Origin of the sequence: Streptococcus infantis, assembly GCF_047463175.1 — a bacterium.
In the GTDB taxonomy this organism is placed as follows: Bacteria; Bacillota; Bacilli; order Lactobacillales; family Streptococcaceae; genus Streptococcus; species Streptococcus infantis_AC.
Genome location: NZ_JASHEJ010000002.1, coordinates 419,610 through 446,371, shown reverse-complemented (window position 1 = coordinate 446,371; position 26,762 = coordinate 419,610). Strand labels below are relative to the sequence as shown.

The 26,762-nt window shown below is 39.6% G+C and carries 29 protein-coding genes and 1 tRNA gene; 27 read left to right on the top strand and 3 right to left on the bottom strand.

The genetic code is table 11. The features are described from left to right. The first annotated feature begins 80 nt into the window (after positions 1 to 80). The 15 genes from QM859_RS06060 (at position 81) to QM859_RS05990 (ending at position 14,175) form a co-directional block, all read left to right on the top strand. Positions 81 to 1,508: an SseB family protein gene (locus QM859_RS06060; protein ID WP_414262448.1), complete on the top strand. Its 1,428-nt coding sequence runs from the start codon at positions 81 to 83 to the stop codon at positions 1,506 to 1,508. A gap of 29 nt (positions 1,509 to 1,537) precedes the next feature. Then, complete coding sequence (gene rsmA / locus QM859_RS06055) at positions 1,538 to 2,410, top strand: 16S rRNA (adenine(1518)-N(6)/adenine(1519)-N(6))-dimethyltransferase RsmA (protein WP_414262447.1); 873 nt, start codon at positions 1,538 to 1,540, stop codon at positions 2,408 to 2,410. 1 nt (position 2,411) lies between these two features. Then, positions 2,412 to 3,290 (top strand): ribosome small subunit-dependent GTPase A, encoded by an 879-nt coding sequence (gene rsgA / locus QM859_RS06050; protein WP_414262446.1) that lies wholly within the window; start codon positions 2,412 to 2,414, stop codon positions 3,288 to 3,290. Positions 3,291 to 3,300: 10 nt separating this feature from the next. Continuing rightward, positions 3,301 to 3,957 carry a ribulose-phosphate 3-epimerase gene (gene rpe, locus QM859_RS06045; protein WP_414262444.1) on the top strand — a complete coding sequence of 219 codons (657 nt, stop codon included), beginning with the start codon at positions 3,301 to 3,303 and terminating at the stop codon, positions 3,955 to 3,957. Beyond that, on the top strand, positions 3,920 to 4,582 hold the full coding sequence (locus QM859_RS06040) for a thiamine diphosphokinase (RefSeq protein ID WP_414262443.1): 663 nt from the start codon (positions 3,920 to 3,922) through the stop codon (positions 4,580 to 4,582). Before rpe ends, QM859_RS06040 begins: the two co-directional genes overlap by 38 nt. 1 nt (position 4,583) lies before the next feature. Then, entirely contained in the window at positions 4,584 to 5,840 is a 1,257-nt protein-coding gene (locus tag QM859_RS06035) for a DNA recombination protein RmuC (protein ID WP_414262442.1), read from the top strand. Next, positions 5,830 to 6,771 (top strand): 3'-5' exoribonuclease YhaM family protein, encoded by a 942-nt coding sequence (locus QM859_RS06030; protein WP_414262441.1) that lies wholly within the window; start codon positions 5,830 to 5,832, stop codon positions 6,769 to 6,771. Before QM859_RS06035 ends, QM859_RS06030 begins: the two co-directional genes overlap by 11 nt. Positions 6,772 to 6,873: 102 nt before the next feature. After that, positions 6,874 to 7,698, top strand: coding sequence for a pur operon repressor (gene purR / locus QM859_RS06025; protein WP_414262440.1), 825 nt, complete (start codon positions 6,874 to 6,876; stop codon positions 7,696 to 7,698). A gap of 72 nt (positions 7,699 to 7,770) precedes the next feature. Next, the gene (locus QM859_RS06020) at positions 7,771 to 9,024 is read left to right on the top strand and encodes a diaminopimelate decarboxylase (RefSeq protein WP_414262439.1); all 1,254 of its coding nucleotides are present in this window, start codon (positions 7,771 to 7,773) and stop codon (positions 9,022 to 9,024) included. A 132-nt stretch (positions 9,025 to 9,156) separates the two neighbouring features. Further along, positions 9,157 to 9,951: a pyruvate formate-lyase-activating protein gene (gene pflA, locus QM859_RS06015; RefSeq protein ID WP_414262438.1), complete on the top strand. Its 795-nt coding sequence runs from the start codon at positions 9,157 to 9,159 to the stop codon at positions 9,949 to 9,951. 195 nt (positions 9,952 to 10,146) lie between these two features. Then, positions 10,147 to 10,857, top strand: coding sequence for an ABC transporter ATP-binding protein (locus QM859_RS06010; RefSeq protein WP_414262437.1), 711 nt, complete (start codon positions 10,147 to 10,149; stop codon positions 10,855 to 10,857). A gap of 1 nt (position 10,858) precedes the next feature. Then, positions 10,859 to 11,644, top strand: a complete 786-nt coding sequence (locus QM859_RS06005) for an ABC transporter permease (RefSeq protein WP_014713379.1) — start codon at positions 10,859 to 10,861, stop codon at positions 11,642 to 11,644. A 1-nt stretch (position 11,645) separates the two neighbouring features. Beyond that, entirely contained in the window at positions 11,646 to 12,365 is a 720-nt protein-coding gene (locus QM859_RS06000) for an ABC transporter permease (RefSeq protein WP_414262436.1), read from the top strand. A gap of 62 nt (positions 12,366 to 12,427) precedes the next feature. Continuing rightward, positions 12,428 to 13,114, top strand: a complete 687-nt coding sequence (locus QM859_RS05995) for a response regulator transcription factor (RefSeq protein ID WP_414262435.1) — start codon at positions 12,428 to 12,430, stop codon at positions 13,112 to 13,114. Further along, entirely contained in the window at positions 13,084 to 14,175 is a 1,092-nt protein-coding gene (locus tag QM859_RS05990; RefSeq protein ID WP_414262434.1) for a sensor histidine kinase, read from the top strand. Before QM859_RS05995 ends, QM859_RS05990 begins: the two co-directional genes overlap by 31 nt. Positions 14,176 to 14,316: 141 nt before the next feature. Here the strand turns inward: QM859_RS05990 and yidC are convergent, their stop codons facing one another. Further along, on the bottom strand, positions 14,317 to 15,243 hold the full coding sequence (gene yidC, locus QM859_RS05985) for a membrane protein insertase YidC (RefSeq protein WP_414262433.1): 927 nt from the start codon (positions 15,241 to 15,243) through the stop codon (positions 14,317 to 14,319). A gap of 76 nt (positions 15,244 to 15,319) precedes the next feature. Continuing rightward, positions 15,320 to 15,598 (bottom strand): acylphosphatase, encoded by a 279-nt coding sequence (locus QM859_RS05980; protein WP_414262432.1) that lies wholly within the window; start codon positions 15,596 to 15,598, stop codon positions 15,320 to 15,322. Positions 15,599 to 15,631: 33 nt separating this feature from the next. On the opposite strand from QM859_RS05980, the gene QM859_RS05975 reads away from it, so the two are divergent. From QM859_RS05975 to QM859_RS05925, 11 genes are all read left to right on the top strand, one after another. Continuing rightward, a complete protein-coding gene (locus QM859_RS05975) occupies positions 15,632 to 16,372 on the top strand; it encodes a TrmH family RNA methyltransferase (RefSeq protein ID WP_414262431.1) in 741 nt (246 codons plus the stop codon). 54 nt (positions 16,373 to 16,426) lie between these two features. Further along, entirely contained in the window at positions 16,427 to 17,110 is a 684-nt protein-coding gene (locus QM859_RS05970) for a Bax inhibitor-1/YccA family protein (protein WP_036752231.1), read from the top strand. Between the two features lie 97 nt (positions 17,111 to 17,207). After that, positions 17,208 to 18,200 (top strand): aspartate--ammonia ligase, encoded by a 993-nt coding sequence (gene asnA / locus QM859_RS05965; RefSeq protein ID WP_414262430.1) that lies wholly within the window; start codon positions 17,208 to 17,210, stop codon positions 18,198 to 18,200. A 59-nt stretch (positions 18,201 to 18,259) separates the two neighbouring features. Further along, positions 18,260 to 18,799, top strand: a complete 540-nt coding sequence (gene rsmD, locus QM859_RS05960) for a 16S rRNA (guanine(966)-N(2))-methyltransferase RsmD (RefSeq protein WP_195183718.1) — start codon at positions 18,260 to 18,262, stop codon at positions 18,797 to 18,799. Then, a complete protein-coding gene (gene coaD / locus QM859_RS05955) occupies positions 18,789 to 19,277 on the top strand; it encodes a pantetheine-phosphate adenylyltransferase (protein WP_004251661.1) in 489 nt (162 codons plus the stop codon). The genes rsmD and coaD overlap by 11 nt, the downstream gene beginning before the upstream one ends. Continuing rightward, positions 19,261 to 20,298 carry a SepM family pheromone-processing serine protease gene (locus tag QM859_RS05950; protein ID WP_049494509.1) on the top strand — a complete coding sequence of 346 codons (1,038 nt, stop codon included), beginning with the start codon at positions 19,261 to 19,263 and terminating at the stop codon, positions 20,296 to 20,298. Before coaD ends, QM859_RS05950 begins: the two co-directional genes overlap by 17 nt. A gap of 57 nt (positions 20,299 to 20,355) precedes the next feature. Further along, the gene (locus QM859_RS05945) at positions 20,356 to 20,586 is read left to right on the top strand and encodes a DUF1146 family protein (protein ID WP_033587493.1); all 231 of its coding nucleotides are present in this window, start codon (positions 20,356 to 20,358) and stop codon (positions 20,584 to 20,586) included. Between the two features lie 24 nt (positions 20,587 to 20,610). Next, positions 20,611 to 21,903, top strand: a complete 1,293-nt coding sequence (gene murA / locus QM859_RS05940) for a UDP-N-acetylglucosamine 1-carboxyvinyltransferase (RefSeq protein ID WP_414262429.1) — start codon at positions 20,611 to 20,613, stop codon at positions 21,901 to 21,903. Then, entirely contained in the window at positions 21,890 to 22,084 is a 195-nt protein-coding gene (locus QM859_RS05935; RefSeq protein WP_052689733.1) for a DNA-directed RNA polymerase subunit beta, read from the top strand. The genes murA and QM859_RS05935 overlap by 14 nt, the downstream gene beginning before the upstream one ends. A gap of 46 nt (positions 22,085 to 22,130) precedes the next feature. Next, complete coding sequence (locus QM859_RS05930; RefSeq protein WP_414262428.1) at positions 22,131 to 22,958, top strand: DNA/RNA non-specific endonuclease; 828 nt, start codon at positions 22,131 to 22,133, stop codon at positions 22,956 to 22,958. 118 nt (positions 22,959 to 23,076) lie between these two features. Next, positions 23,077 to 24,408 (top strand): hemolysin family protein, encoded by a 1,332-nt coding sequence (locus QM859_RS05925; RefSeq protein WP_414262427.1) that lies wholly within the window; start codon positions 23,077 to 23,079, stop codon positions 24,406 to 24,408. 84 nt (positions 24,409 to 24,492) lie between these two features. Here QM859_RS05925 and QM859_RS05920 read toward each other — a convergent pair. Continuing rightward, positions 24,493 to 24,563: transfer RNA gene (locus tag QM859_RS05920), tRNA-Cys, on the bottom strand. A gap of 178 nt (positions 24,564 to 24,741) precedes the next feature. On the opposite strand from QM859_RS05920, the gene QM859_RS05915 reads away from it, so the two are divergent. Next, the gene (locus QM859_RS05915; RefSeq protein WP_414262426.1) at positions 24,742 to 26,736 is read left to right on the top strand and encodes a peptide ABC transporter substrate-binding protein; all 1,995 of its coding nucleotides are present in this window, start codon (positions 24,742 to 24,744) and stop codon (positions 26,734 to 26,736) included. Positions 26,737 to 26,762: the final 26 nt, after the last annotated feature.

The window sequence follows — 26,762 nt, the reverse complement described above, 5'->3', positions numbered from 1 at the left end:
GGTCTAATCAGGCTTGCTTGCAAGCATTAGAAAAGTGACTCCATAGGAATTGAGCTAAGTGGAGATGATGAGGAAAAGTTATGGGAATCTTTGATTTTTTAAAAAAGACAGAAGCAACAAAAATAACTGAAATAACTGAATCCAATAAGGAATCAGAAGAGGCGAAAGGCAATGCTTGCGTAGGTGTTCTAGATTTGTTCCCGATGAAGGAAACGAACCAATTATTGATTGTTGGGAGTTTAGAAGGGACTCTCAAGGTTGGAGGTCAGTTGCAGTTTTGCAATCCCGACCAAGGAATGGAAAGTCTTGGTACTGTAGAGGTTAAAAAACTCAGCAGTCAAAACAAAGATGCAGATAGTCTAACTGATGAAGTTCTTGCCCATCTAGTGGTTGATAGGATTCCTTCTTTGGATAAACTGAAAAAAGGAAGTGTGCTCTTTAGTTCAGGTGTTGAGGAAGAGCAAAAATTATCTAGCTATTCAGATGCTCTTTATCGTGCTTTTGTAGCCATCCAAGAGGGCCAGTTAACAAATGAAGACTATTTGGCAGCTACCCTTGATGACAGCGTAGAGATTTTACGTCTCTTTTTATGGAAATGCCGTCAAAATCAGGAAACTGAAAGTGAAGAAAGCTATCAATCCAACACTCGCAAGTTGGAACGTCTAGCGGAAATCGTCAAGGACAAGTTGTTAGCAGCAGATTCAATTTATGCTGTTTATTCGGAAAAAACAGGAGAACCCTATCTTTTCTCAACGACCTATGACAGAGGAGAAGAAGGGTATCTCTGCACTGATCCCATAATCATGCTTTTGACACCATCTTGGTATCGCCAATTCAAGGAAACCATTGACAGCCGACCAAACTCAGTCGTAAAACTGATTGAAAATACGGAAGATAAAAAAGGGATTGAAAATTTCCTTGGGACAGCCTTTTACATAAATGGTGCCTTGGGAGCAATCTTTAATTCCAAGGAAGTCAGCATCAGTGCCTCTGCCTTGGTTCAAAAACCAGATTTTTCTGATTTACCAGAAATACAAGTGCCTGTTATGAATCCTGACCTGCTAAGATGGATGCTCTTGATGGGGCAGATGGACCAACCGACTACAGAAGAGCAAGAACTAGTTTATGGACTTTACTACAAGTTCTTCTCTATGGCTATGCCTAAAGCAAAATTCTTGCTTCCATTAGATGCAACATCAGGATTCCCAGAAGATAATTCAGAAGGAAATTCCTTTGTTTTGGAAAAAGATGCTAACTTTAATATTCCCGTTAGAGAAGGAAAAGATGGGCGAAACTCTGTTCCAGTCTTTACCGATTGGAAACGTCTGAGAATGGTTTTTGATGAAAAATGGAATGGCATGATTGAAGAAGCAGGAGGCATGATTGAAGGTTTTGACTATGCCATAAACCCAACGGAATACTATGAAGCGGGTGCCTATGTTAGCCTAACAGCTTTTAGAGACATGCAAAAACTTAGTGAGGAACAAGAAGGAAGAGCTCAAGATTAGAAAGTTCTTTAATATTAGAAAGAGAATAGATGAGAATTGCAGATTATAGCGTGACTAAGGCAGTGCTAGAGCGTCACGGTTTTACCTTTAAAAAATCCTTCGGGCAAAATTTCTTGACCGATACCAATATCCTTCAAAAAATTGTGGATACGGCTGAGATTGATAATCAAGTCAATGTTATCGAAATCGGGCCAGGGATTGGTGCCTTGACGGAATTTTTAGCTGAGCGTGCAGCTGAAGTCATGGCCTTTGAGATTGATCACCGTTTGGTGCCAATCCTAGCAGATACCCTGCGTGATTTTGACAATGTGACCGTAGTCAACGAGGACATTCTAAAAGTTGACCTAGCGCAACATATCCAGAATTTTAAAAATCCTGACTTACCAATTAAGGTAGTGGCAAACTTGCCTTACTATATCACAACTCCTATTCTCATGCACTTGATTGAAAGTGGGATTCCTTTTAGTGAGTTTGTGGTCATGATGCAAAAAGAAGTGGCAGATCGTATCTCTGCTCAACCAAATACCAAGGCTTACGGTAGCTTGTCGATTGCAGTTCAGTATTATATGACGGCCAAGGTTGCCTTTATCGTACCTCGTACAGTATTTGTGCCAGCGCCCAACGTGGACTCAGCTATCTTAAAAATGGTGCGCCGTCCAGAGCCAGCTGTAGCAGTGGAAGACGAGAACTTCTTCTTTAAAGTCTCCAAGGCTAGTTTCACCCATCGTCGTAAGACCTTGTGGAACAACTTGACAGGTTACTTTGGGAAAACTGAGGAAATCAAGGACAAACTGACCAAGGCTTTGGATCAGGCTGGACTGGCACCGAGTGTACGTGGTGAAGCTCTCAGCTTGGCAGAATTTGCCAGTCTAGCAGATGCGCTTAAAGGACAAGGACTATAAGATGCAAGGACAAATCATTAAAGCTTTGGCGGGTTTCTACTATGTGGAGAGTGATGGCCAGGTTTATCAAACACGCGCGCGTGGGAATTTCCGTAAAAAAGGCCACACACCCTATGTTGGGGATTGGGTAGATTTTTCTGCAGAGGAGAACTCAGAAGGCTATATATTGGAAATTCATGAACGAAAAAATAGTCTGGTTCGTCCACCCATTGTCAATATTGACCAAGCCGTTGTCATTATGTCCGTTAAAGAACCTGATTTTAACAGCAACTTGTTGGATCGCTTCTTGGTTCTTTTAGAGCACAAGGGCATTCATCCTATCGTCTATATTTCCAAGATGGACTTACTGGAAGATGGGGGAGAACTGGACTTTTACGAGCAAACCTATCGTTCTATTGGTTACGATTTTGTGACTAGTAAAGAGGAACTCTTGCTCTTGTTGACAGACAAAGTGACAGTCTTTATGGGGCAGACAGGTGTTGGGAAGTCAACCCTCCTTAATAAAATCGCACCTGACCTCAATCTCGAAACAGGAGAAATCTCTGATAGTCTAGGCCGTGGTCGTCATACCACTCGAGCTGTTAGTTTTTACAACCTCAATGGAGGCAAAATCGCAGATACACCAGGTTTTTCGTCGCTAGATTATGAAGTATCAAGTGCTGAAGAACTGAACCAGGCCTTTCCAGAGATTGCTAGTGTCAGTCGCGACTGTAAGTTCCGTACTTGTACGCATACTCATGAGCCATCTTGTGCAGTGAAACCAGCAGTAGAAGAGGGCATCATTGCAAACTTCCGTTTCGACAACTATCTGCAATTCCTCAGTGAGATTGAAAATCGCAGAGAAACCTATAAAAAAGTCAGCAAAAAAATTCCAAAATAAGGAGAAACCTATGTCTCAATACAAGATTGCTCCGTCAATTCTGGCAGCAGATTATGCCAACTTTGAACGTGAAATTAAACGCCTAGAAGCAACTGGGGCAGAATACGCCCATATCGATATCATGGATGGTCACTTTGTACCTCAGATCAGCTTTGGTGCAGGTGTAGTCGAAAGTCTTCGACCTCATAGTAAGATGGTATTTGACTGCCACTTGATGGTATCAAATCCCGAACATCATTTAGAGGATTTTGCGCGTGCAGGAGCTGACATCATCAGCATCCATGTTGAAGCGACACCTCATATCCATGGCGCTCTTCAAAAGATTCGTTCTCTCGGTGTTAAACCTTCGGTTGTCATTAACCCAGGTACGCCTGTTGAGGCGATTAAACATGTCCTTCATTTGGTTGACCAAGTATTGGTCATGACGGTTAATCCTGGATTTGGCGGGCAAGCTTTTCTGCCTGAAACCATGGATAAGATTCGTGAGTTAGTTGCCCTTCGTGAGGAAAAAGCCTTGAATTTTGAAATCGAAGTCGATGGTGGTATTGATGACCAAACCATTGCTCAAGCCAAAGGAGCTGGCGCTACAGTTTTTGTAGCGGGATCTTATGTCTTTAAGGGAGATGTCAATGAACGAGTGCAAGCTCTCAGAAATCAACTGGACTAAAGCTGCAGTTTTTGCGGGGGGAGACCGCGGTCACTACCGGACAGATTTTGACTGTTTTGTCGGTGTGGATCGAGGCTCACTCTGGGTATTGGAAGAAGAACTTCCTCTTGATTTAGTAGTTGGGGATTTTGATTCTGTGACTGTAGAAGAACGTCAGTTGATTCAAAAACGTGCGCGACAATTTGTCCAAGCCCAGCCAGAAAAGGATGATACAGATTTGGAATTGGCTCTCTTGACCATCTTTGAGCAAAATCCTCAGGCTCAGGTCACTATTTTTGGCGCCCTAGGTGGTCGCATCGACCATATGCTGGCTAATGTCTTTCTGCCTAGCAATCCTAAATTGGCGCCCTATATGCGTCAAATAGAGATTGAGGATGGACAAAATTTGATTAGCTATTGTCCAGAAGGTACCAGTCAACTAGAGCCACGTTCGGACTATGATTATCTTGCTTTTATGCCTGTGAGGGATAGTCAGTTGACTATTATTGGAGCCAAGTATGAACTGACGGAGGCGAATTTTTTCTTTAAGAAAGTTTATGCTTCTAACGAATATATAGATAGGGAAGTTTCGGTGACTTGCCCAGATGGCTATGTGGTTGTACTGCATAGCAAGGACAGGAGATAGGATGGAGATTATATTACTACTGTTACTAATTGCTAACCTAGCCGGCCTCTTTCTCATTTGGCAGAGGCAGGAAAAGCAGGAGAAATATCTGACCAAGAGTTTAGAAGACCAGGCAGATAATCTTTCAGATCAGTTAGATTATCGATTTGAGCAAGCCAGACAGTCTAATCAGCTTGACCAAAAAAATCTTGAAGTGGCTGTCAGTGACCGTTTGCAGGAGGTGCGAATCGAATTGCACCAAGGTTTGACTCAGGTTCGACAGGAGATGAATGAAAACCTCCTCCAAACCAGAGATAAGACCGACCAACGACTACAGGCCTTGCAGGAGTCAAATGAGCAACGTTTAGAGCAGATGCGCCAAACGGTCGAGGAAAAGTTAGAAAAGACCTTGCAGACACGCTTGCAAGCGTCTTTCGAGACAGTTTCAAAACAACTGGAATCTGTCAATCGTGGCCTTGGAGAAATGCAGACGGTGGCGCGTGATGTTGGTGCGTTAAATAAAGTTCTTTCCGGAACTAAGACCCGAGGGATTCTAGGAGAATTACAACTGGGGCAGATTATCGAAGATATCATGACACCTGCTCAGTATGAACGAGAATTTGCAACGGTTGAAAATTCGAGTGAGCGAGTCGAGTACGCCATCAAGTTGCCTGGGCAAGGTGACCAGGAATATGTTTATCTACCGATTGATTCTAAGTTTCCACTGGCGGATTATTACCGCTTAGAAGAGGCTTATGAAGCAGGTGATAAGGATGAAATCGAAAGTTGTCGCAAATCCCTCCAAACAAGCGTTAAGCGTTTTGCCAAAGATATCAAGAGCAAGTACATAGCACCGCCAAGGACGACCAATTTTGGAGTTCTGTTTGTTCCGACAGAAGGTCTTTACTCAGAAATCGTTAGAAATCCGATTTTCTTTGATGGTTTGAGACGGGAGGAGCAGATTATCGTAGCTGGACCAAGTACCTTGTCAGCCCTTCTTAACTCCCTATCTGTTGGCTTCAAAACTCTAAATATCCAAAAGAGTGCTGACCATATTAGCCAAACTCTAGCCAACGTCAAAACCGAATTTGGCAAGTTTGGTGGTATTCTGGTTAAAGCGCAAAAACACCTCCAACATGCCACTGGTAATATTGATGAATTACTAAACCGTCGTACTTCAGCTATCGAGCGAACTCTCCGACATATTGAATTGTCAGAAGGTGAACCTATGCTTGATTTGCTCCAGTTCCAAGAAGATGAGGAAGAATATGAAGATTAGTCACATGAAAAAAGATGAACTGTTCGAGGGCTTTTACCTGATCAAATCAGCCGATCTGAGACAGACGCGTGCTGGGAAAAATTACCTAGCTTTCACCTTCCAAGATGATAGTGGGGAAATTGAAGGAAAGCTTTGGGATGCCCAACCTCATAACGTTGAGGCCTTTACTGCAGGAAAAGTAGTCCACATGCAAGGGCGTCGTGAAGTTTACAACAACACTCCACAGGTAAATCAAATCACCCTTCGCTTACCTCAGCCTGGCGAACCCAATGACCCAGCAGACTTCAAGGTCAAATCACCAGTGGATGTTAAAGAAATCCGTGAGTACATGGCACAGATGATTTTCAAGATTGAAAATCCCATCTGGCAACGAATCGTTCGGGCCCTCTATACCAAATATGATAAAGAATTTTATTCTTATCCAGCTGCAAAAACCAATCACCATGCCTTTGAAACAGGGCTTGCTTATCATACAGCGACTATGATTCGTTTAGCAGAGGCAATTGCAGATGTCTACCCACAACTCAATAAGAGCTTGCTCTATGCGGGAATTATGCTTCATGACCTGGCTAAGGTTATTGAGTTAACAGGTCCGGACCAGACAGAGTATACAGTGAGAGGAAATCTTATCGGGCATATCGCCTTGATTGATAGCGAGATTACCAAAGCAGTTATGGAACTTGGCATTGATGATACTCGAGAAGAAGTGGTGCTTCTGCGCCATGTGATCCTCAGCCACCATGGATTACTCGAGTATGGTAGTCCTGTTCGTCCTCGTGTGATGGAAGCTGAAATTATTCATATGATTGATAATTTGGATGCGAGTATGATGATGATGTCAACAGCTCTGGCCCTTGTTGACGAGGGTGAAATGACCAATAAAGTCTTTGCAATGGACAATCGTTCCTTCTACAAGCCAAAATTAGACTAGAAACTAAAAAAATGAGCTTTATTTAGACGATAAAGTTCGTTTTTTTTGCTTTAGTGTGTTATAATGAGAAAAAGACTAATTAAAAAGAATGGTGAATAACTAATGAAATTAAGAAGAAGTGATCGGATGGTTGTTATTTCCAATTATTTGATTAACAATCCATACAAATTAACCAGTCTCAATACCTTCGCGGAAAAGTATGAATCTGCCAAATCTTCTATTTCAGAAGATATTGTCATTATTAAGCGCGCCTTTGAAGAAATTGAAATCGGCCATATTCAAACGGTGACAGGTGCTGGTGGTGGGGTTATTTTCACACCATCTATCTCTACCCTTGAGTCCAAAACAATCATCAAAGAGCTTCGCGATAAACTTTCAGAGAGCGACCGCATTCTTCCAGGAGGCTACATTTATTTGTCTGATCTCCTTAGCACTCCAGCTATTTTGAAAAATATCGGCCGCATTATTGCCAAGAGCTTTATGGACCAAAAGATTGATGCTGTTATGACTGTTGCAACAAAAGGGGTTCCGCTTGCAAATGCAGTAGCAAATGTTCTCAACGTACCTTTTGTCATTGTCCGTCGTGACTTGAAAATCACAGAAGGTTCAACTGTGAGTGTTAACTACGTCTCAGGTTCTAGCGACCGTATTGAAAAAATGTTCCTTTCAAAACGTAGTCTTAAGGCAGGAAGTCGTGTCTTGATTGTTGATGACTTCTTGAAAGGCGGAGGAACGATTAACGGTATGATTAGCCTTTTAACAGAGTTTGACTCTGAGTTAGCTGGTGTAGCTGTCTTTGCTGATAATGCACAGGAAGACCGTGAACAACAGTTCGACTACAAGTCACTCTTGAGAGTCACAAATATTGATGTGAAGAACCAACAAATTGCTGTTGAAGTTGGAAATATCTTCGATACAGAAAAATAAGAATTGACTTGAAATACAAAGGTTGGAACTTTCGTCCCAGCCTTTCTTTGATAATGAATATGAAGGAGTTCTATGAAAACACCATTTATTAAACGTGAAGCCTTAGAAAAGATTGTTGAGGAGTTTCCAACCCCTTTTCATCTCTACGATGAAAAAGGGATCCGCGAGAAAGCACGCGCAGTAAACAAGGCCTTTTCTTGGAATAGGGGCTTTAAAGAATACTTCGCAGTTAAAGCGACCCCAACTCCAGCTATCTTGAAAATTTTGCAAGAAGAAGGATGTGGAGTGGATTGTTCTAGTTATGTAGAACTCTTAATGAGTCATAAGCTTGGGTTTACAGGGGCGGATATGATGTTCTCATCTAATAACACCCCAGATAGAGAATATGCCTATGCTCGTGAATTAGGTGCAACGATTAATTTAGATGCCTTTGAAGATATCGATCATTTGGAACGTGCAGCAGGCATCCCTGAGATTATCTCTTGCCGTTACAATCCTGGTGGCGTATTTGAACTGGGTACGGACATTATGGATAATCCTGGTGAAGCTAAGTTCGGGATGACTAAGGAACAGCTTTTTGAAGCCTTTGCTATCTTGAAAGAAAAGGGAGCTAAAACCTTTGGAATTCATTCCTTCTTAGCTTCCAATACAGTGACTCATCTCTACTATCCAGAATTAGCACGTCAGCTTTTTGAGTTAGCAGTAGAAATCAAGGAAAAGTTAGGTATTTCACTGGACTTTATCAATCTTTCTGGAGGTATCGGAGTTAACTATCGACCAGATCAAGAGCCTAATGACATCGCTTTGATTGGTGAGGGAGTTCGTCAGGTTTATGAAGAAGTCCTCACACCAGCAGGTCTTGGTCAGGTTAAAATCTTTACAGAACTAGGTCGCTTTATGTTGGCACCCCATGGAATTCTAGTTACAAAAGTTACTCATAAAAAGAAAACCTATCGTACTTATCTAGGAGTAGATGCGTCAGCTGTCAACCTGATGAGACCGGCTATGTATGGCGCTTATCACCACATTACTAATATGATGCATCCTGATGGTCAGACTGAAGTAGTTGATGTTGTTGGCTCTCTTTGTGAAAACAACGATAAGTTTGCAGTTAATCGTGAACTACCTCAAACAGAAATTGGTGATTTGTTAGTCATTCATGATACAGGTGCGCATGGCTTCTCTATGGGCTACCAGTACAATGCCAAGCTTCGTTCAGCAGAGGTCCTCTATGCAGAGGACGGTAGTACACGGCTAATCCGTAGAGCAGAGCGACCTGAGGACTATTTTGCAACTCTCTATGGATTCGACTTTGACAAGGATTAGAAGAATTTTTGAAAATCATGAAAGTTGAAAGTGAAAAACAGTTTGTTTTCTAAAAAATGGACAAAATCTGTGGTTTTTCTTTTCAGGCATGATATAATAAAGCTATAAAACGGTTTCAAGGAAGGTGACGTGATGTCTGAAGAAACAATTGACTATGGACAAGTGACAGGAATGGTGCATTCGACAGAGAGTTTTGGGGCGGTAGATGGCCCTGGAATTCGTTTTATTGTCTTTTTGCAAGGCTGTCAGATGCGTTGCCAATACTGCCATAACCCTGATACTTGGGCTATGGAAACCAATAAATCTCGTGTACGAACAGTAGATGATGTTCTAGAAGAAGCGCTTCGTTATCGTGGTTTCTGGGGAGACAAGGGAGGTATTACAGTCAGCGGAGGAGAAGCCCTCTTGCAGATTGATTTCTTGATTGCCCTCTTTACTAAGGCAAAAGAAAAGGGTATCCACTGTACCTTGGATACTTGTGCCCTTCCATTCCGTAACAAACCACGCTATCTAGAAAAGTTCAACAAGTTAATGGCCGTGACAGATTTGGTTCTCCTTGATATCAAGGAAATCAACGAAGCACAACACAAGATTGTAACCAGTCAAACTAATAAAAACATCTTGGCTTGTGCTCAGTACTTGTCAGAAATCGGTAAACCTGTTTGGATTCGTCACGTTCTTGTGCCTGGATTGACAGACCGCGATGAAGATTTGATTGAACTTGGTAAGTTTGTAAAAACTCTCAAGAATGTTGATAAGTTTGAAATCTTGCCTTATCACACTATGGGTGAGTTCAAATGGCGTGAACTTGGGATTCCATATTCCCTTGAAGGGGTTAAACCTCCAACAGCAGATCGTGTCAAAAACGCTAAGGAATTGATGGATACAGAAAGCTATCAAGATTACATGAAACGTGTACATGGATAAAAAGAAGCCTGATGGGAACATCGGGCTTTTAAGTTTACATAAATAAATACAAATAAGATTAAATTAAGCAAAATTTTTATGATTTATATGACAATACAGATTTTATAAAGATTTAAAATTCTGAAAAAAATCCGAAAATTATTGGTTAATATATACTTGTTTAAATTGATACAACAAATTGAATAGGAGAATATCATGGAACAAAGTATTACCATTAAAAATCTATGTAAGTCATATGGTCAAACTCAAATTTTAAAAGATATTTCTTTTGAAGCAAAAGCAGGTAGAGTGACTGCTTTCCTGGGTCCAAATGGAGCTGGTAAAAGTTCAACCTTACGTATCTTATTAGGATTAGACAAAGCAACATCTGGTCTTACCAAAATTGGAGATCAAACTTATAAGGAATTAAAATTTCCTCTAAAGACTGTAGGAGCTTCATTTGACAGTGTCGGAGCTCCTGATGATCGGACTGTTTATCAACATTTGAAAATTGTTGCTGCTAGTAATGGGATATCCAGTCAGCGAATTGATCAAGTCTTGGATATGGTGGATATTAGCCATAAGAAAAAATCTAAAATTGGGAAATTATCATTAGGGGAAGGACAACGCTTGGGAATTGCAACAGCTTTATTAGGGAATCCTCAGTATCTGGTATTGGATGAACCGACAAATGGGTTGGATCCAAGAGGAATTCGTTGGTTTAGAGAGTTTATAAAAAAACAGGCTCAAGAAGGGAAGACAGTTTTGCTATCATCTCATATATTATCAGAAGTGGAAGCAGTAACAGATGATGTGGTCATCATAAATAAAGGCAAAGTTCTTATAAAAGGGACTTTACAAGAAGTGATGAAAAATCTTTCTTCACTGGAGGAAGTCTTCTTTAGATTAACAGAGGGAGGAAAGTGACATGGCACTTATTTACTCTCTTCATTCTGAAATATTGAAATTACTTTATAAGAGAGCTACTCATATTGTACTATTCTTGATACTAGTATTTCAAACGTTTTTAGCAAATATTGGTGCATCTCAAATTGTTTCAGTTGGTATACATGCTACCCCAGAGACAACCCCAGAGTTAGTAGAAGCTATTCCCCCTATTGAATTTTTAGGTTTTGATGTTACTTTAGTTGGCGTTTTTTTTATGATTATCTTAGGATCAATCTACGGAGCAGAAGAGTATAAAGGCTCTGTTATTCGCACAAGCCTCCTCTCTAATACGAGTAGAAGTACTTTCCTAGTTTCAAAAACATTAGTTTGGCTGGTATTTTCTTTTGTCATTTCCTTCCTATCAATATTTCTGACGATTAACATGACACATTATGTTTTAGGACAAGATGGTTTATTACTTTTTTCACTAAATGGGACAGTTTGGTTCTATATGTTTTTGGACAGTATAGCTTGGACGTTGTTGGGGCTTTTAGCCTATATTCTGGCTTTAACATTTAAAAAAGCCCTTGTTCCCCTATTGTTTTTGCTTCCTCAAGTCTACAATTTAGGAACATTCTTAGCCGATCATATATCAATTGCGAAATTTCTTCCAGTTTCATTGAGCTATGGACTGATTGCTACATCTCCTCAAATGTTAGAACAGAATAGCTTACAAAATATTTTGCTTTTACTTTGTTGGAATTTGTCATTCTTGGTTTTGGCAATTTACCGGTTACTTAAGTCAGATGTTGGAGGAGGGGAATGAGTTGAAAGAGCAATTTAAAAGTGAGTATCTCAAGTTTATTATGAATCCTTGGCATTGGTTGATTATAGGTGCTCTATTACTTTGTGTTCCGCCGATGGTTATTTTTTTAAATAGTAAACCAGATCAGTTGACCCTACACTTTGTTTTGGAACAGCTACTGCAAAGTCTCTATTTAGGACAGGCGGGTTTTATTAGTCTAGCTGTCCTATTTATAGGTCAGGAATTTACAGGTTCTAGCCTTCGTACAAGTTTTCTTACATGTCCAAATCGTTTAAAATTTATAATATGTAAATTAGCTATTGTGTTATGTGTGGAAATTGCATTATTGCTAGCTGTAATATCAGTATGTATACTACTTACTCAAGGATATTATAATATCAATCTTTTGAGCAATATTAAAAATGTTCTAGCAATCCTATTTCCAGTTTGTATTTCTATTTTAACCTTCTCTCTTTTAAGTGGTATTTTTGTATTTATTTTCCGATCTTTTACCTTAATTTTGGGAATAAGCTTATCTCTTTTATTGGGATTGGGACAAATGCTACTACAATTCAGTTCTTTTTTTAGAAATTTACCATTACTAGCTAGTATGAACTGTTACTATATCCATCCTTTATCACTTTATTATCCAGTTTGGCAAGGTCTGGGGATACAAATAATTTGGTTATTAATTGTTTTTCTACTAGCTACACTGATACTTATAGGAAGAAATGTACGCTAAAGACAGGGGCTATCCTGTCTTTTTCTCAGTTAATGATATAATATAATTTAGGAGCGTGAGTTATGGCTTATAAAATTTTAGTGGTAGATGATGATCTTGCTATTCTTCGCCTAATAAAAAGGGTACTAGAGTATGAAAAGTATGAAGTAGTCATACGAAATAAGATAGAAGAGATTGATCTTTGTGATTTTACAGGATTTGACTTGATTTTATTAGATATTATGATGCCTGTTAGTGGTTTAGAAGTCTGTCAGATGATTCGCAAGCAGATATCTGTTCCTATCTGTTTTATAACTGCTAAGGATATGGATGAAGATTTGGTGGCTGGAATCAATGCAGGAGCTGATGATTATATTATGAAACCCTTTAGTATACCAGAGCTTTTAGCACGTGTTAAAATGCACTTACGTCGTGAAGAACGGACTAAAGGAAATGTTCATCAAATAAAGATTGGGAAGCTTATACTATATACGGATAGTAAGGAACTATTTGTAAACGAAGATAAGATCGCCTTGACAAGGAGGGAATTTGATATAGTGAATCTTTTAGCAAGTAACCCAAGTAAAATATATTCTATAGAGGAAATCTATAATTATTTATATCCACAAAGTTCAGAAGCTCTTTTACGTTCGGTTTCAGAGTACATTTATCAAATTCGTCAAAAGCTGAAACCTTATCAATTAAATCCGATTAAAACCTTGTACGGTGGAGGATATCAATGGATAGAATCAAAAGTTTTAGACAATTAATTCGAGAAGCCTGTTGGAGAATTATTTGGCAGTTTAGTCTTGGCTTACTAATGGCCTATCTTATTCCCTTAGCTTCTGTATCCATACAAATAATGGAGGATGGGAAATCTCTTAAAAATAATGATGTTCAATCAATTTTTTTCAATGTGTCATCATGGATATATATTTGTGTTTTATTGATTATTCTAATAAGTTATCACATTGGTAAATTGTTGAAAAAACTAAGTTATGAAATGAATTTGATTTATGAAAATAGTATGTGGCTTGAAAGCGAATGTACAGAAAGATTAACAGTTAAGGAATTTCGTGAGACTGGTAATCGCATTATTGTGATGCAAGATCGTATTCGACAGCTATTAGATGATGAGAAGCAACAGAAAGAAGATTTGATGTTTCAGGTTTCAGCAGCTTCTCATGATTTAAAGACACCTCTAACTATCATCAAAGGGAATGCAGAATTTTTGCACACTTCCACTAAAGATGAGCAGTCTAAAGAATGTTTAGCAGATATAGTTCATGCTAGTCAACGCTTGCTTGATTATTTTAATCAGTTGATTCATTATTCTAAAACTTACTATGATGATGAGACAGGTTGGACGGAGTATTCCTCTTCAGATTTTATCAATGAATTAGAGAAAGAAGTCTCCTTTTTGATAAAAAATCAGATTAAGTTTTCTTTTGAACAAAATTTGAAAGGAACTGAAGGTTATTATATAAATCCATCTCTTCTGATTCGTGCAATACAAAATATTTTAACAAATGCTTTGGAGTATGCGGATAAACAGAATCCTAAAATTAAAATTAGGGTAGAGCAAGAGGGGAAGGAATTGAAAATAGGGATATGGAATAATGGCTCTGAATTTCCAGATGAAGTTTTAACTAATTTTGGGAAGCTCTTTTATCGTATGGATAAAGCTAGATCGGTTAAAGAGCAACATTTTGGTATTGGACTTAGTTTTGTATGTAGAGTTGCAAAACTGCACAAAGGCCGAGTTGAGCTTAGAAATAGAGACGAGGGAGCAGAAGTTTTAATGGCTCTTAATTGTATTAAATCAAAGTGATTCACTTACTAATTTGTTGTCATAGGATTTAAATAAATTAAGATGTGAAAGTAGATAATAAAAACGAATGAATGATACCTAGTTCATGAAAACTAATTGTCATTCATTCGTTTTTTTAATTATTGGATAGCACACGTAGCTTTATCTAGAATGTTGTTTTCCAGAATTGCGTTTTTTGTTTTTCTTTTTATTAGAAGTTGGGATAACTGCTGCTGATTCAGGAGTTACATCTTTACGAGTAGCAGAAGTTTTACTTGCTTTTGGTGGGTTCTTAGCCAGTTCTTCACGCACTTTTTTACGAAGTTTTGGACGAATGATGTAGTTGACGATGAATTGTTGAAGGATCATCATGAAACCACCGACAACCCAGTAAAGCGTAACGCTGGCTGGTGAGAAGATTGAGAACATGACAATCATCATTGGACTCATGTAAATCATCTTCTTGAGTTGTTCTCTTTGAGTCTCGTCTTCAACTCCATGTAGTGAAAGGAGGGATTGGACGTAGTAGAGAACACCTGCACAGGCGATAAGAATCCAACTTGGAGAACCAAGTGCGATTCCTAAGAAGCTAGCTTCAGAAACACCTTCTGTATGTTGAGCTGCAAAGTAGATAGCTGAGAAGAAAGGCATTTGAATGAGGAGAGGGAAACATCCTACTCCGCCAAACATGCTGATACCGTGCTCTTTTTGAGCAGCAAAGAGAGCTTGTTGGGCTTCCAGTTTTTCTTCTTGTGTTTCTGCTTCCTTGAGACGAGTTTGGTGTGGTTCAAGGACATGTTTGAGGGCATTCATCTTTTCAGAATGAAGCGTTGCCTTCCATGATTGGTAGATACCAAGTGGCAAGATAATCAAGCGGACGATAATGGTTACGATAATAATAGCGACCCCGAAGCCTAGTCCTTTATCAGTAGCGAAGTACTTGATGGCTTCAGCCATAGGTGCTCCGATTGTATTCCAAATAAATCCTGTTGGTTGTCCAGTTGCTTTATCAACCTGGACACAGCCTGTCAAGACTAATAGCATGGCCACTCCCATGATAGAGAGGGCGATTCGTTTAATTGATTTCACTGTTTTAATTCCTTCTTAAAAATGATACCTTTCTATTCTACTGTTTTTTTTGAAAATATACAATAGTTCTAGAGACCTAATTTGCTACTTTGAAATCTGAATAGGATGGGAAGCTGCTCAATTGAACATCTAGATAGGTTACTTTTGAGAAGGGAGTAGGTCCTTTTCGGATCTCTTGGATGAACTTAGCCATGAGAGCTGAAGACTCTGCTTGGGCAAGAATTTCAACGGTTCCGTCATCGTTGTTCCAGACACGACCAGTGATTCCACCTATTTCGAGTGCAAGGGTATAAACGCCCCAGCGGAAACCAACACCTTGAACGCGACCCTGTGCGATCATTTTGACCTTTTGCATACCAAACCTCCTTGATTGTGTTATAATACTCCTATGACTATTATAACCTCTAAAGCCAATTCTGTGGTAAAAAATGCCAAGAAATTGCATCAAAAAAAATATCGAAAATCTTCTTATTTAATTGAAGGATGGCATTTGTTTGAAGAGGCTGTTCAAGCAGGTGCAAAGATAGAGAGGATTTTTACCCTTTCAGAGTATGGTGAAAAATTAACGGACTACCCTCAGACTGTCTTTGTGGCCGAAGAGATTTTGCTTGATTTGGCAGATTCACAAACTCCTCAGGGCATTGTAGCCATTGTTCAAAAGGAAGAAGAGCAGTTGCCGGATTTTACCTCTGGAAAATATCTTTTCTTGGAAGACGTGCAGGATCCTGGAAATGTTGGCACAATGATCCGAACGGCAGATGCAGCAGGTTTTTCTGGAGTCATCGTTTCAAGCAAGTCAGCAGATATTTACAGCTTGAAGACTCTCCGATCCATGCAGGGCAGTCATTTTCATGTACCGATTTATCGGATGCCTATTGAAACTTTTGTTGAAGAGGCTAAAAAGGGCAATTTACCAATTCTGGCAACTACTTTGTCCCAAAACTCTAAAGATTATCGTGAGCTTGCTCAGCTAGAAGATTTCGCCTTGGTCATGGGAAATGAAGGTCAAGGAATCAGTCAATTCATGACAAATCAGGCAGACCAACTGGTTCATATTACCATGAAAGGGCAAGCGGAAAGTCTCAACGTTGCCATTGCTGCAGGCATACTCATGTTTTATTTGAGTTAAATTGTTTTATTTTTGTTATAATAAGTAAAAAGATTTCATAAGGAGAAAAAAGATATGAATCAAACAATTATTCAAGAACGTTCTGGTCTGAATCAATTTTATGCAAAAGTCTATGCTTTTGTCGGGATTGGGATTGCCTTATCTGCAATTGTTTCAGCCTTGATGTTAACAACCTTCCAAGATCTTCTTGTTCAGTTAATGATTAACGCCCGTATATGGCTAATCGTAACAGGAATTGTAGAAGTAGCTCTAGTGATTTTTGCGAGTGGTTTAGCGGTAAAGAATAGTCCAGCAACCTTTCCAATATTTCTGCTCTACTCAGCGGTTAATGGTTTTTCACTAAGCTTCATTGTTTCGCTCTATCTTCCTGGGACAGTTTTGACAGCCTTTATCTCCAGTGCAGCCCTCTTCTTTGTGATGGCTATCGTAGGAGTAGTCATTAAAAAGGATTTGAGTGGAATCGGTCGTGCTTTGATTGCAGCCTTATTTGGTCTGATACTGGCCATGGTTGTTAATATCTTCTTAAATAGTGGCCTAATGGACTACATTATTAGTATTGTTATGGTGCTTGTTTTTGCAGGTTTGATTGCTTGGGATAATCAAAAAATTCGTTATGTTTACGAAGAGTCAGATGGACAGGTAGCTACAGGCTGGGCAATTTCTTTAGCACTTAGCCTCTACCTCGACTTTATCAACCTCTTCCTTAGCTTCCTACGTATCTTTGGAAGAGACGATTAATACTTTTAGAGCTCAAATGAGCTCTTTTTTAATTTTTACTTTCATTTTTACTAGCAAAAGGGTATAATCTTTTTATTATTCAAAAGGAGGGATACATATGAAAAAAAGTTTTATTCACCAGCAGGAAGAGATTTCATTTGTAAAAAATACCTTTACCCAGTATTTAAAAGATAAGTTAGAAGTAGTAGAAGTGCAAGGACCAATCTTGAGTAAGGTTGGTGATGGAATGCAGGACAACCTTTCAGGTATTGAAAATCCAGTTTCAGTTAAGGTTTTGCAGATTCCTAATGAAACCTATGAAGTGGTGCATTCACTTGCCAAGTGGAAACGTCATACCTTGGCTCGTTTTGGTTTCGGTGAAGGAGAAGGCCTCTTTGTTCACATGAAGGCTCTTCGTCCAGACGAAGATTCACTAGATGCGACTCACTCGGTTTATGTGGACCAGTGGGACTGGGAAAAGGTTATTCCTAATGGACAGCGTAATCTAGCCTACCTCAAGGAAACCGTTGAAAAGATTTATAAGGCCATTCGTTTAACAGAGCTGGCAGTCGAAGCCCGCTATGATATTGAGTCAATCTTGCCGAAGCAAATTACCTTTATCCATACTGAAGAATTGGTAGAACGCTACCCAGACTTAACTCCAAAAGAACGTGAAAATGCTATCTGTAAGGAGTTCGGTGCGGTCTTCCTAATTGGTATCGGTGGTGTATTGTCAGATGGAAAACCTCATGACGGCCGTGCACCAGACTATGATGACTGGACAACTGAGTCTGAAAATGGCTACAAGGGCCTAAATGGAGATATCCTTGTTTGGAATGATAATTTGGGTGCAGCCTTTGAATTGTCTTCAATGGGGATTCGTGTCGATGAAGACACTCTTCGTCGTCAGGTAGCTGTTACAGGAGATGAAGACCGCTTATCTCTTGAATGGCATAAGGCTCTCTTGAATGGACTCTTCCCATTGACAATCGGTGGAGGAATTGGACAGTCTCGTATGGCCATGTTCTTACTTCGTAAGAAGCACATCGGTGAAGTTCAAACCAGTGTTTGGCCACAAGAAGTTAGAGATACTTACGAGAATATTCTTTAATCAATCGAACCGAGAGGTTCGATTTTCTTATTTCATCAGAATTTGGTATAATATACCTTATGAAAATCGTATCAGGAATCTACGGAGGACGTCCTTTAAAGACCTTGGACGGGAAAACAACGAGGCCGACATCGGACAAGGTCCGAGGGGCTATTTTCAATATGATTGGCCCTTACTTTGAAGGAGGGCGTGTGCTAGATCTCTATGCTGGTAGTGGGGGCTTATCCATTGAAGCAGTTTCAAGAGGGATGTCCAGCGCTATCCTAGTTGAGAAGGATCGCCGAGCACAGAATATTGTGGCAGAAAACATTCAGATGACCAAGGAAACCTCTAAATTTCAATTATTGAAAATGGAATCCAGTCGCGCATTGGAGCAAGTGGATGGTGTCTTTGATCTCATCTTTTTGGATCCTCCCTATGCAAAGGAACAGATCGTATCCGACATTGAAAAAATGGCTGAGAGAAATCTTTTTTCAGAAGATGTCATGGTGGTCTGCGAGACCGATAAATCAGTAGAGCTTCCAGAAGAAATCGCCTGTTTAGGCATCTGGAAGGAAAAAATATATGGGATTAGTAAGGTGACGGTTTATGTCAGATAAAATTGGGCTATTTACAGGTTCGTTTGATCCAATTACCAATGGTCATTTGGACCTTATTGAACGCGCAAGTAAGCTCTTTGATAGATTGTATGTGGGAATTTTTTATAATCCACACAAAAATGGATTTTTACCGATAGAAAGTCGGCTAGAGACGGTTGAAAAAGCGGTGGGACACCTTAAAAATGTCCAAGTCATTGCCTCTCATGATGAATTAGTCGTTGATGTTGCTAGAAAACTGGGTGTCCATGTTCTTGTTCGTGGTTTGCGTAACGCTGCGGATCTTCAGTATGAAGCCAGTTTTGATTTTTACAACCATCAATTAGCAGGAGAGATTGAGACAGTTTATCTCCATAGTCGCCCAGAGCATGTTTACATCAGCTCTTCAGCTGTGAGAGAACTATTGAAGTTTGGTCAAGATATTAGCAAGTATGTACCAAATGCTGTCTTAGAGGAGTTAAAGAATGAAGAAAAAAACTAGATGGCCCATATATTTAATCATCGGGCTCATTATCACTTTTATAGCTTTTACGGTACCACTTCCTTATTACATTGAGGTGCCAGGGACTTCAGAAGATATTCGAAAGGTTTTACAAGTAAATAACCAATCTGACCAAGAAGAAGGTTCCTACCAATTTGTAACAGTTGGAGTTAAGCACGCTAGACTGGTTGACTTGGTTTATGCTTGGCTAACACCTTTTACGGACATACATAGTGCTAAAGAGATGACTGGTGGTTCGTCAGATGCGGAATTTATGCGAATCAACCAGTTTTACATGGAAACTTCGCAAAACATGGCCAAATATCAAGGTCTGAAATCTGCTGGTAAGGAAATAGAGCTCAAATACCTAGGGGTATATGTTTTGACTGTGACGGATAACTCGACTTTCAAGGGAATTCTCAATATCGCTGACACCGTGACGGCTGTAAATGATAAGACTTTTGAGAGTTCTAAGGAGATGGTCGACTACGTCAACTCTCAAACTCTAGGTGACAAGGTTAAGGTTACTTACCAAGAGGATGGGAAAGTTAAAACGGCTGAAGGGAAAATCATTACTCTTGAAAATGGGAAAAATGGTATCGGAATTGGTTTGATTGACCGCACAGAAGTATCAAGTGATGTGCCAATCAAGTTTTCAACGGCTGGCATTGGTGGTCCGAGTGCAGGAATGATGTTTAGTTTATCCATCTATACGCAAATTGCAGATCCAACTCTTCGAAATGGCCGTATCATTGCTGGTACAGGAAGTATCGACAGAGATGGAAATGTAGGTGATATTGGTGGCATTGATAAAAAGGTGGTTGCTGCTGCTAAAAAAGGAGCTACTGTATTTTTTGCCCCAAATAATCCGGTTTCTGAAGAAGCTAAAAAGGCAAACCCAAATGCCAAAAGTAATTATGACACGGCTGTAGAAGCGGCTGAAATGATTAAAACAGACATGAAGATTGTTCCTGTAAAAACACTTCAGGATGCAATTGACTACTTGAAAAACAACCCATAAAATATAGTGCAAGTCCATAGACTAGCGTAGAAAAAGAGAAGATGGTATAATAGGCAGATGATTCAATTGTTTTTTACCCTCAGTAGTCATATGTTTTTTGTCTACCTAGTTTTTCAACTTTTGAAAGATTTGGTCAAATGGGATCAAATTTTGAAGGTGACTAAGGACAATGCGAGGAAGGTACGACTTTTAGTAGTATTGTGTAGTATTGGTTTAGGATATCTAATCAGTTCTTTTTTCCTAAATCTCTACCAATTATGGCAAGAAGCCGTACGGACATTATTCTAAACTCGAAAGTAAAGGAAAATATTTATGGAAAAAATTGTAGTTCGAGGTGGCGATAATCGCCTTGTCGGAAGTGTTACAATTGAGGGCGCGAAAAATGCAGTTTTGCCACTACTTGCGGCGACAATTTTAGCAAGCGAAGGAAAAACAGTTTTAAAAAATGTTCCTATCCTATCGGATGTCTTTACCATGAACCAAGTAGTTCGTGGATTAAATGCGAAAGTTAATTTTGATCAAGATGCACACATTGTTGAAGTTGATGCGACAGATGATATCACAGAAGAAGCTCCCTATAAGTATGTCAGCAAGATGCGTGCTTCTATTGTAGTCTTGGGTCCAATCCTGGCTAGGGTTGGTCACGCTAAAGTTTCGATGCCAGGTGGTTGTACGATCGGTAGTCGTCCTATTGACCTTCACCTTAAAGGTTTGGAAGCAATGGGGGCTAAGATCACCCAAACAGCTGGCTATATCGAAGCTAAGGCAGAACGCTTGCATGGAGCCCATATCTATATGGACTTTCCTAGTGTTGGGGCAACCCAAAATTTGATGATGGCTGCAACGCTGGCTGATGGCGTAACTGTTATCGAAAATGCTGCGCGTGAACCTGAAATTGTAGACTTGGCTGTCCTCTTGAATAAAATGGGAGCTACAGTCAAAGGTGCGGGAACAGAGAGCATTACCATCACTGGTGTTGAAAACTTGCATGGTGCAACCCATAACGTTGTTCAAGACCGCATCGAAGCAGGGACATTCATGGTTGCTGCTGCAATGACAGGTGGAGATGTCCTGATTCAAGATGCTATCTGGGAACACAACCGTCCCTTGTTGGCGAAATTACAAGAAATGGGTGTTGAAGTCATCGATGAGGATGAAGGAATCCGCATCCGTTCTCAACGAGACAAACTAAAAGCAGTTCATGTCAAGATCTTACCACATCCAGGGTTTCCTACGGACATGCAGGCGCAGTTTACTGCTCTTATGACGGTTGCTCAAGGAGAATCAACTATGGTTGAGACAGTCTTTGAGAATCGTTTCCAACATCTAGAGGAAATGCGTCGCATGGGCTTGCATTCTGAGATTATCCGTGATACAGCTCGTATCGTTGGCGGGCAACCTCTCCAAGGGGCAGAAGTGCTGTCTACGGACCTTCGTGCCAGTGCAGCCTTGATTCTGACAGGTTTAATAGCTGAAGGTGAGACTGTTGTTGGGAAACTTGTCCATTTGGATAGAGGTTATTATCGTTTTCATGAAAAATTAGCTCAGTTAGGAGCTAATATTGAACGGGTAAGTGTGGAAGCTGATGAAGATGAAGATGAATAAAGAAGTATCTTATGTGCTGCGTCGATTTCTTTTAGTCATCATTGTTTTACTTTTAGGTGTCTTAGCACTTGGAATTGGCTTGATGATTGGCTACGGTATCTTAGGCAAGGGCCAAGATCCATGGGCGATTTTAGCTCCAGAAAAGTGGCATGAGTTAATTGCGAAATTTACAGGGAAATAGGCTGGGTGACCAGCCTTTTTCTAGGAAGTGAAATGAAGGAGAAAGTATGAACAAAAAAACAAGGCAGGCACTAATAGGTCTTCTGCTTTTCCTACTTTTGTCGGCAGGAAGTTACTACATAAAAGAAATGCAGGCTTCCAATGTTACACCGCAAACACAGGTTAACCAGAAATCCCAGTCGCTTGATACTCCAAGTCAAGAATTGGCAGAGAGTGTACTGACTGATTCGGTCAAAAAACAAATAAAGGGTACTCTTGAGTGGAATGGAGCAGGTGCCTTTATCGTAAATGGGAACAAAACGAACTTAGATGCAAAGGTTTCAAGTAAACCCTATGCTGATAACAAGACAAAAACTGTAGGTGGGGAGACGGTCCCAACTGTTGCTAATGCCCTTATGTCAAAAGCAACAAGACAGTACAAAGACCGTGAAGAAACCGGGAATGGTTCAACTTCTTGGACCCCGGCAGGATGGCATCAGGTCAAAAACCTAAAAGGGACTTATAATCACGCTGTAGATAGAGGACATTTATTAGGCTATGCCTTGATTGGTGGTTTAGATGGTTTTGATGCATCTACTAGCAATCCCAAAAATATCGCTGTACAAACAGCCTGGGCCAACCAAGCACGCGCAGAAGATTCGACTGGACAAAACTACTATGAAAGTTTAGTTCGAAAGGCTTTGGATCAAAATAAGCGCGTGCGTTACCGTGTCACATTGCTCTACGCTACAGAAGAAGATTTGGTTCCTTCTGCATCTCAGATTGAAGCCAAATCATCTGATGGTGAATTGGAGTTTAACGTCGTAGTTCCTAACGTTCAAAAGGGAATTCAGTTAGATTACCGAACAGGAAAAGTAACTGTTACAAAGAACTAATAGATAGTCGGTCCCTTATTGTTTCGGTAGGGGATTTACTATAGAAATCACAATTTAATGTGTAGAAGTTGAAAAATATGGTATAATAGTCACAATTATACTTTTTAGGAGAAGGAAAATGGAAGACCCGAGCAGTCAGGATTTGTTACTGCAATTTGTATTATTAGTTGTTTTGACCTTTTTAAATGCTTTTTTCTCTGCTACAGAGATGGCTATGGTTTCTCTTAGTCGCTCACGTGTTGAACAAAAGGCTGAAGAGGGAGATAAACGCTATATCCGTTTGCTAAAGGTACTTGAAAACCCCAATCACTTTTTATCAACCATTCAAGTTGGTATTACTTTAATTACAATCTTGTCAGGGGCTAAACTAGCAGACTCTCTAGGACAATTGATAGCCTCATGGATGGGAAATAGCGAAACTGCGCACGCAATCGCAAGTTTCCTATCACTTACTTTTTTGACATATATTTCTATCGTTTTTGGTGAACTTTATCCTAAACGCATTGCTCTAAATCTTAAGGATGCCTTGGCAATCCGAACTGTACCATTTATTATTGCTCTCGGTAAGATTGTGAGTCCCTTTGTTTGGTTGCTATCTGCATCAACCAATCTTTTGAGCCGTTTGACGCCGATGACATTTGACGATGCAGACGAAAAAATGACTCGTGATGAGATTGAGTACATGCTGACTAAAAGCGAAGAAACTTTGGATGCTGATGAAATCGAGATGTTGCAGGGGATTTTCTCACTAGATGAGCTTATGGCGCGTGAAGTTATGGTTCCTCGAACAGATGCCTTCATGGTAGATATCCAAGATGACACTCAGACCATTATCGAAAGTATCTTAAAACAAAACTTTTCTCGAATTCCTGTTTATGACGGCGATAAGGACAATGTCATTGGTTTGATTCATACAAAGAGTCTCCTTAAAGAAGCCTTTGTCAGTGGGTTCGATAATATCGTCTGGAAGCGAATCTTACAAGATCCACTCTTTGTGCCTGAAACCATTTTTGTGGACGATTTGTTAAAAGAACTGAGAAATTCACAAAGACAGATGGCTATTCTTCTTGATGAATATGGTGGTATGGCTGGTCTAGTTACACTAGAGGATCTCCTTGAAGAGATTGTCGGTGAGATTGATGATGAAACTGACCGTGCTGAAGTTTATGTTCATACTATCGGCGAGGACACTCATATTGTCCAAGGGACAATGAATTTGAACGATTTCAATGATTATTTTGATGTCGAGCTTGAAAGTGACAATGTAGATACAATTGCTGGATACTATTTGACTGGTGTGGGAACTATCCCAACATCAGAAAAACTCAGTTATGAGTTAGATAGTGGCAACAAGCATATCACCTTGACAAATGACAAGGTAAAAAATGGTCGTGTAACCAAGCTTAAGGTTCAAATCCAAGAACTTGAATCAGAAGAAGAAACTGAATAAAACAAAAGCTTTATCAGAGAAGACTGATAAAGCTTTTTAAGTGCAAAAAAGAAAAGACTCCGTTAGGAGTCTTCGTTTATATAGAGGCGGTAGACGGATTTGAACCGACGATCAAGCTTTTGCAGAGCCGTGCCTTACCACTTGGCTATACCGCCTTAACTTTTATTATTATACCTTGAAAATTGTTTCTCGTCAATAGTTTTCTTTTCTGAAAACATAAGATTCAAATGTTTAAAAAAACATGCGACAAAATATTCTGAAAATTCGTTTACTTTTTACGAAAACTGTGGTATAATCTTCAATATCCACTATTTAAAACGAGGAGTTTAAAAAATGAAAAAAAGTCGGATTCTTGCGGTAGCGGGAGTATCCTTGCTTGCTGTCGGAGTACTTGCTGCATGTTCAAATTCAAATGCAGGTTCAAGCAACACAAAATTAGCATCAGATTATAAATACGTTTATTCAGTTGATCCTGAAACATTGGATTATGTTGTTAACAACGTTGACTCTACTTCTTTTGTCACTACAAATGCGGTAGATGGTTTGCTTGCTAATGATAAATATGGAAACCTTGTGCCATCGATTGCTGAATCATGGACAGTTTCACAAGATGGTTTGACTTACACTTATAAGATCCGCAAGGATGCTAAGTGGGTTACTGCTGAAGGAGAAGAATATGCTCCAGTTAAAGCCCAAGACTTTGTGACAGGTTTGAAACACGCGGTAGAAGGCAAATCAAAAGGTTTGTCAGTTATTAGTTCTTCAATTAAAGGACTCAACGCTTACATTAACGGTGAAACAAACGACTTTTCAACGGTTGGTGTAAAAGCAGTTGACGACAACACTCTTGAATATACATTGAACCAACCAGAAACTTTCTGGAATGACAAAACAACAAACGGCGTGATGATGCCAATTAACGAAGATTTCCTTAAATCAAAAGGGGAAAGCTTTGGTGCACCTACAGATCCATCTTCTATTTTGTACAATGGACCATTTGTTTTGAAATCAATCACAGCTAAATCATCAATTGAAATGGCTAAGAACGACGCTTATTGGGATAAAGATGCTGTTAAAATTCAAAACATCAAATTTACTTACTGGGATGGGAAAGACCAAGATATCGTTGCTAAAGGATTCTCAGAAGGACAATACAGTAAAGCTCGTATCTATCCTACTAGCTCAACATATGAAAAATATGCTTCCGAGTTCAAAGATAATATCTTCTTTAACGAACCAGGATCAGCTATCGCTACTGTAAGTGTGAACTATGGTCGTACAACTTATAACCATACCTCAAAAACAACAGATAGCCAAAAAGAATCTACAAGAAAAGCTTTGCTAAACAAAGAATTCCGTCAAGCCCTTAACTTTGCGGTAGACCGTAATTCTTACTCAGCTCAGACAAATGGTACAGATGGTGCTGCAGTTGCAATCCGTAATACATTCTCACCATATGATCTTCAAGTTGGAGACAAACAGTTTGGTAAACTTGTAGAAGAAAGTCTTGCGAAGACAAACTCAAGCACATGGTCAAACGTATCGCTTGCTGATTCGCAAAATGGTCTCTACAACGAAGAAAAGGCTAAAGCTGCCTTTGCAAAAGCAAAAGAAAGCTTGAAAGCAGAAGGGGTAGAATTCCCAATTCACTTGGATGCTCTAACAATCCAAGAGTCTACAGCAGTTGTAAACCGTGTTCAATCACTTAAACAGTCTATTGAAAACGTACTTGGAGCTGACAATGTTGTCATCGATCTTCAACAAATGACTCAAGCAGAAGCATTACCACTTTCATTTAGTGCTCCAACAGCTAAAGAACAAGACTGGGATATTCATACCTTGACTGGATGGAATCCTGATTACCAAGATCCATCAACTTTCTTAGACCAGTTCACGATTAAAGGCGGTAATACTCGTTTGATTATGGGTATCGATAAAGATACTGATGCATCAGTTATCCAAAAACTTGGTTTGTCTGACTATGAAAAATTACTTGATGAAGCAAACAAAGAAAATCAAGACGTTCAAAAACGTTATGAAAAATATGCCCTTGCACAAGCTTGGTTAACAGACAACGGTTTGACAATTCCTGTAATGGCAGGTCCGAAAGAAACTGCTGTATCATTTGTATCTAAAGTTATTCCATTTACTTCTTCATACTCAGTTGCGGGTCTTAAAGGAGAAACCTCAGGTTACTTGAAGTACACTGAAGTTGGTGAAAAACCTATTACAAAAGAAGAATACCAAAAAGCTCGTGAGAAATGGCTTAAAGAAAAAGCAGAAGCAAATGAAAAAGCTCAAAAAGAATTAGCGAGCCACGTGAAATAAATAATGCTCATCAGAACTTTCTCTCC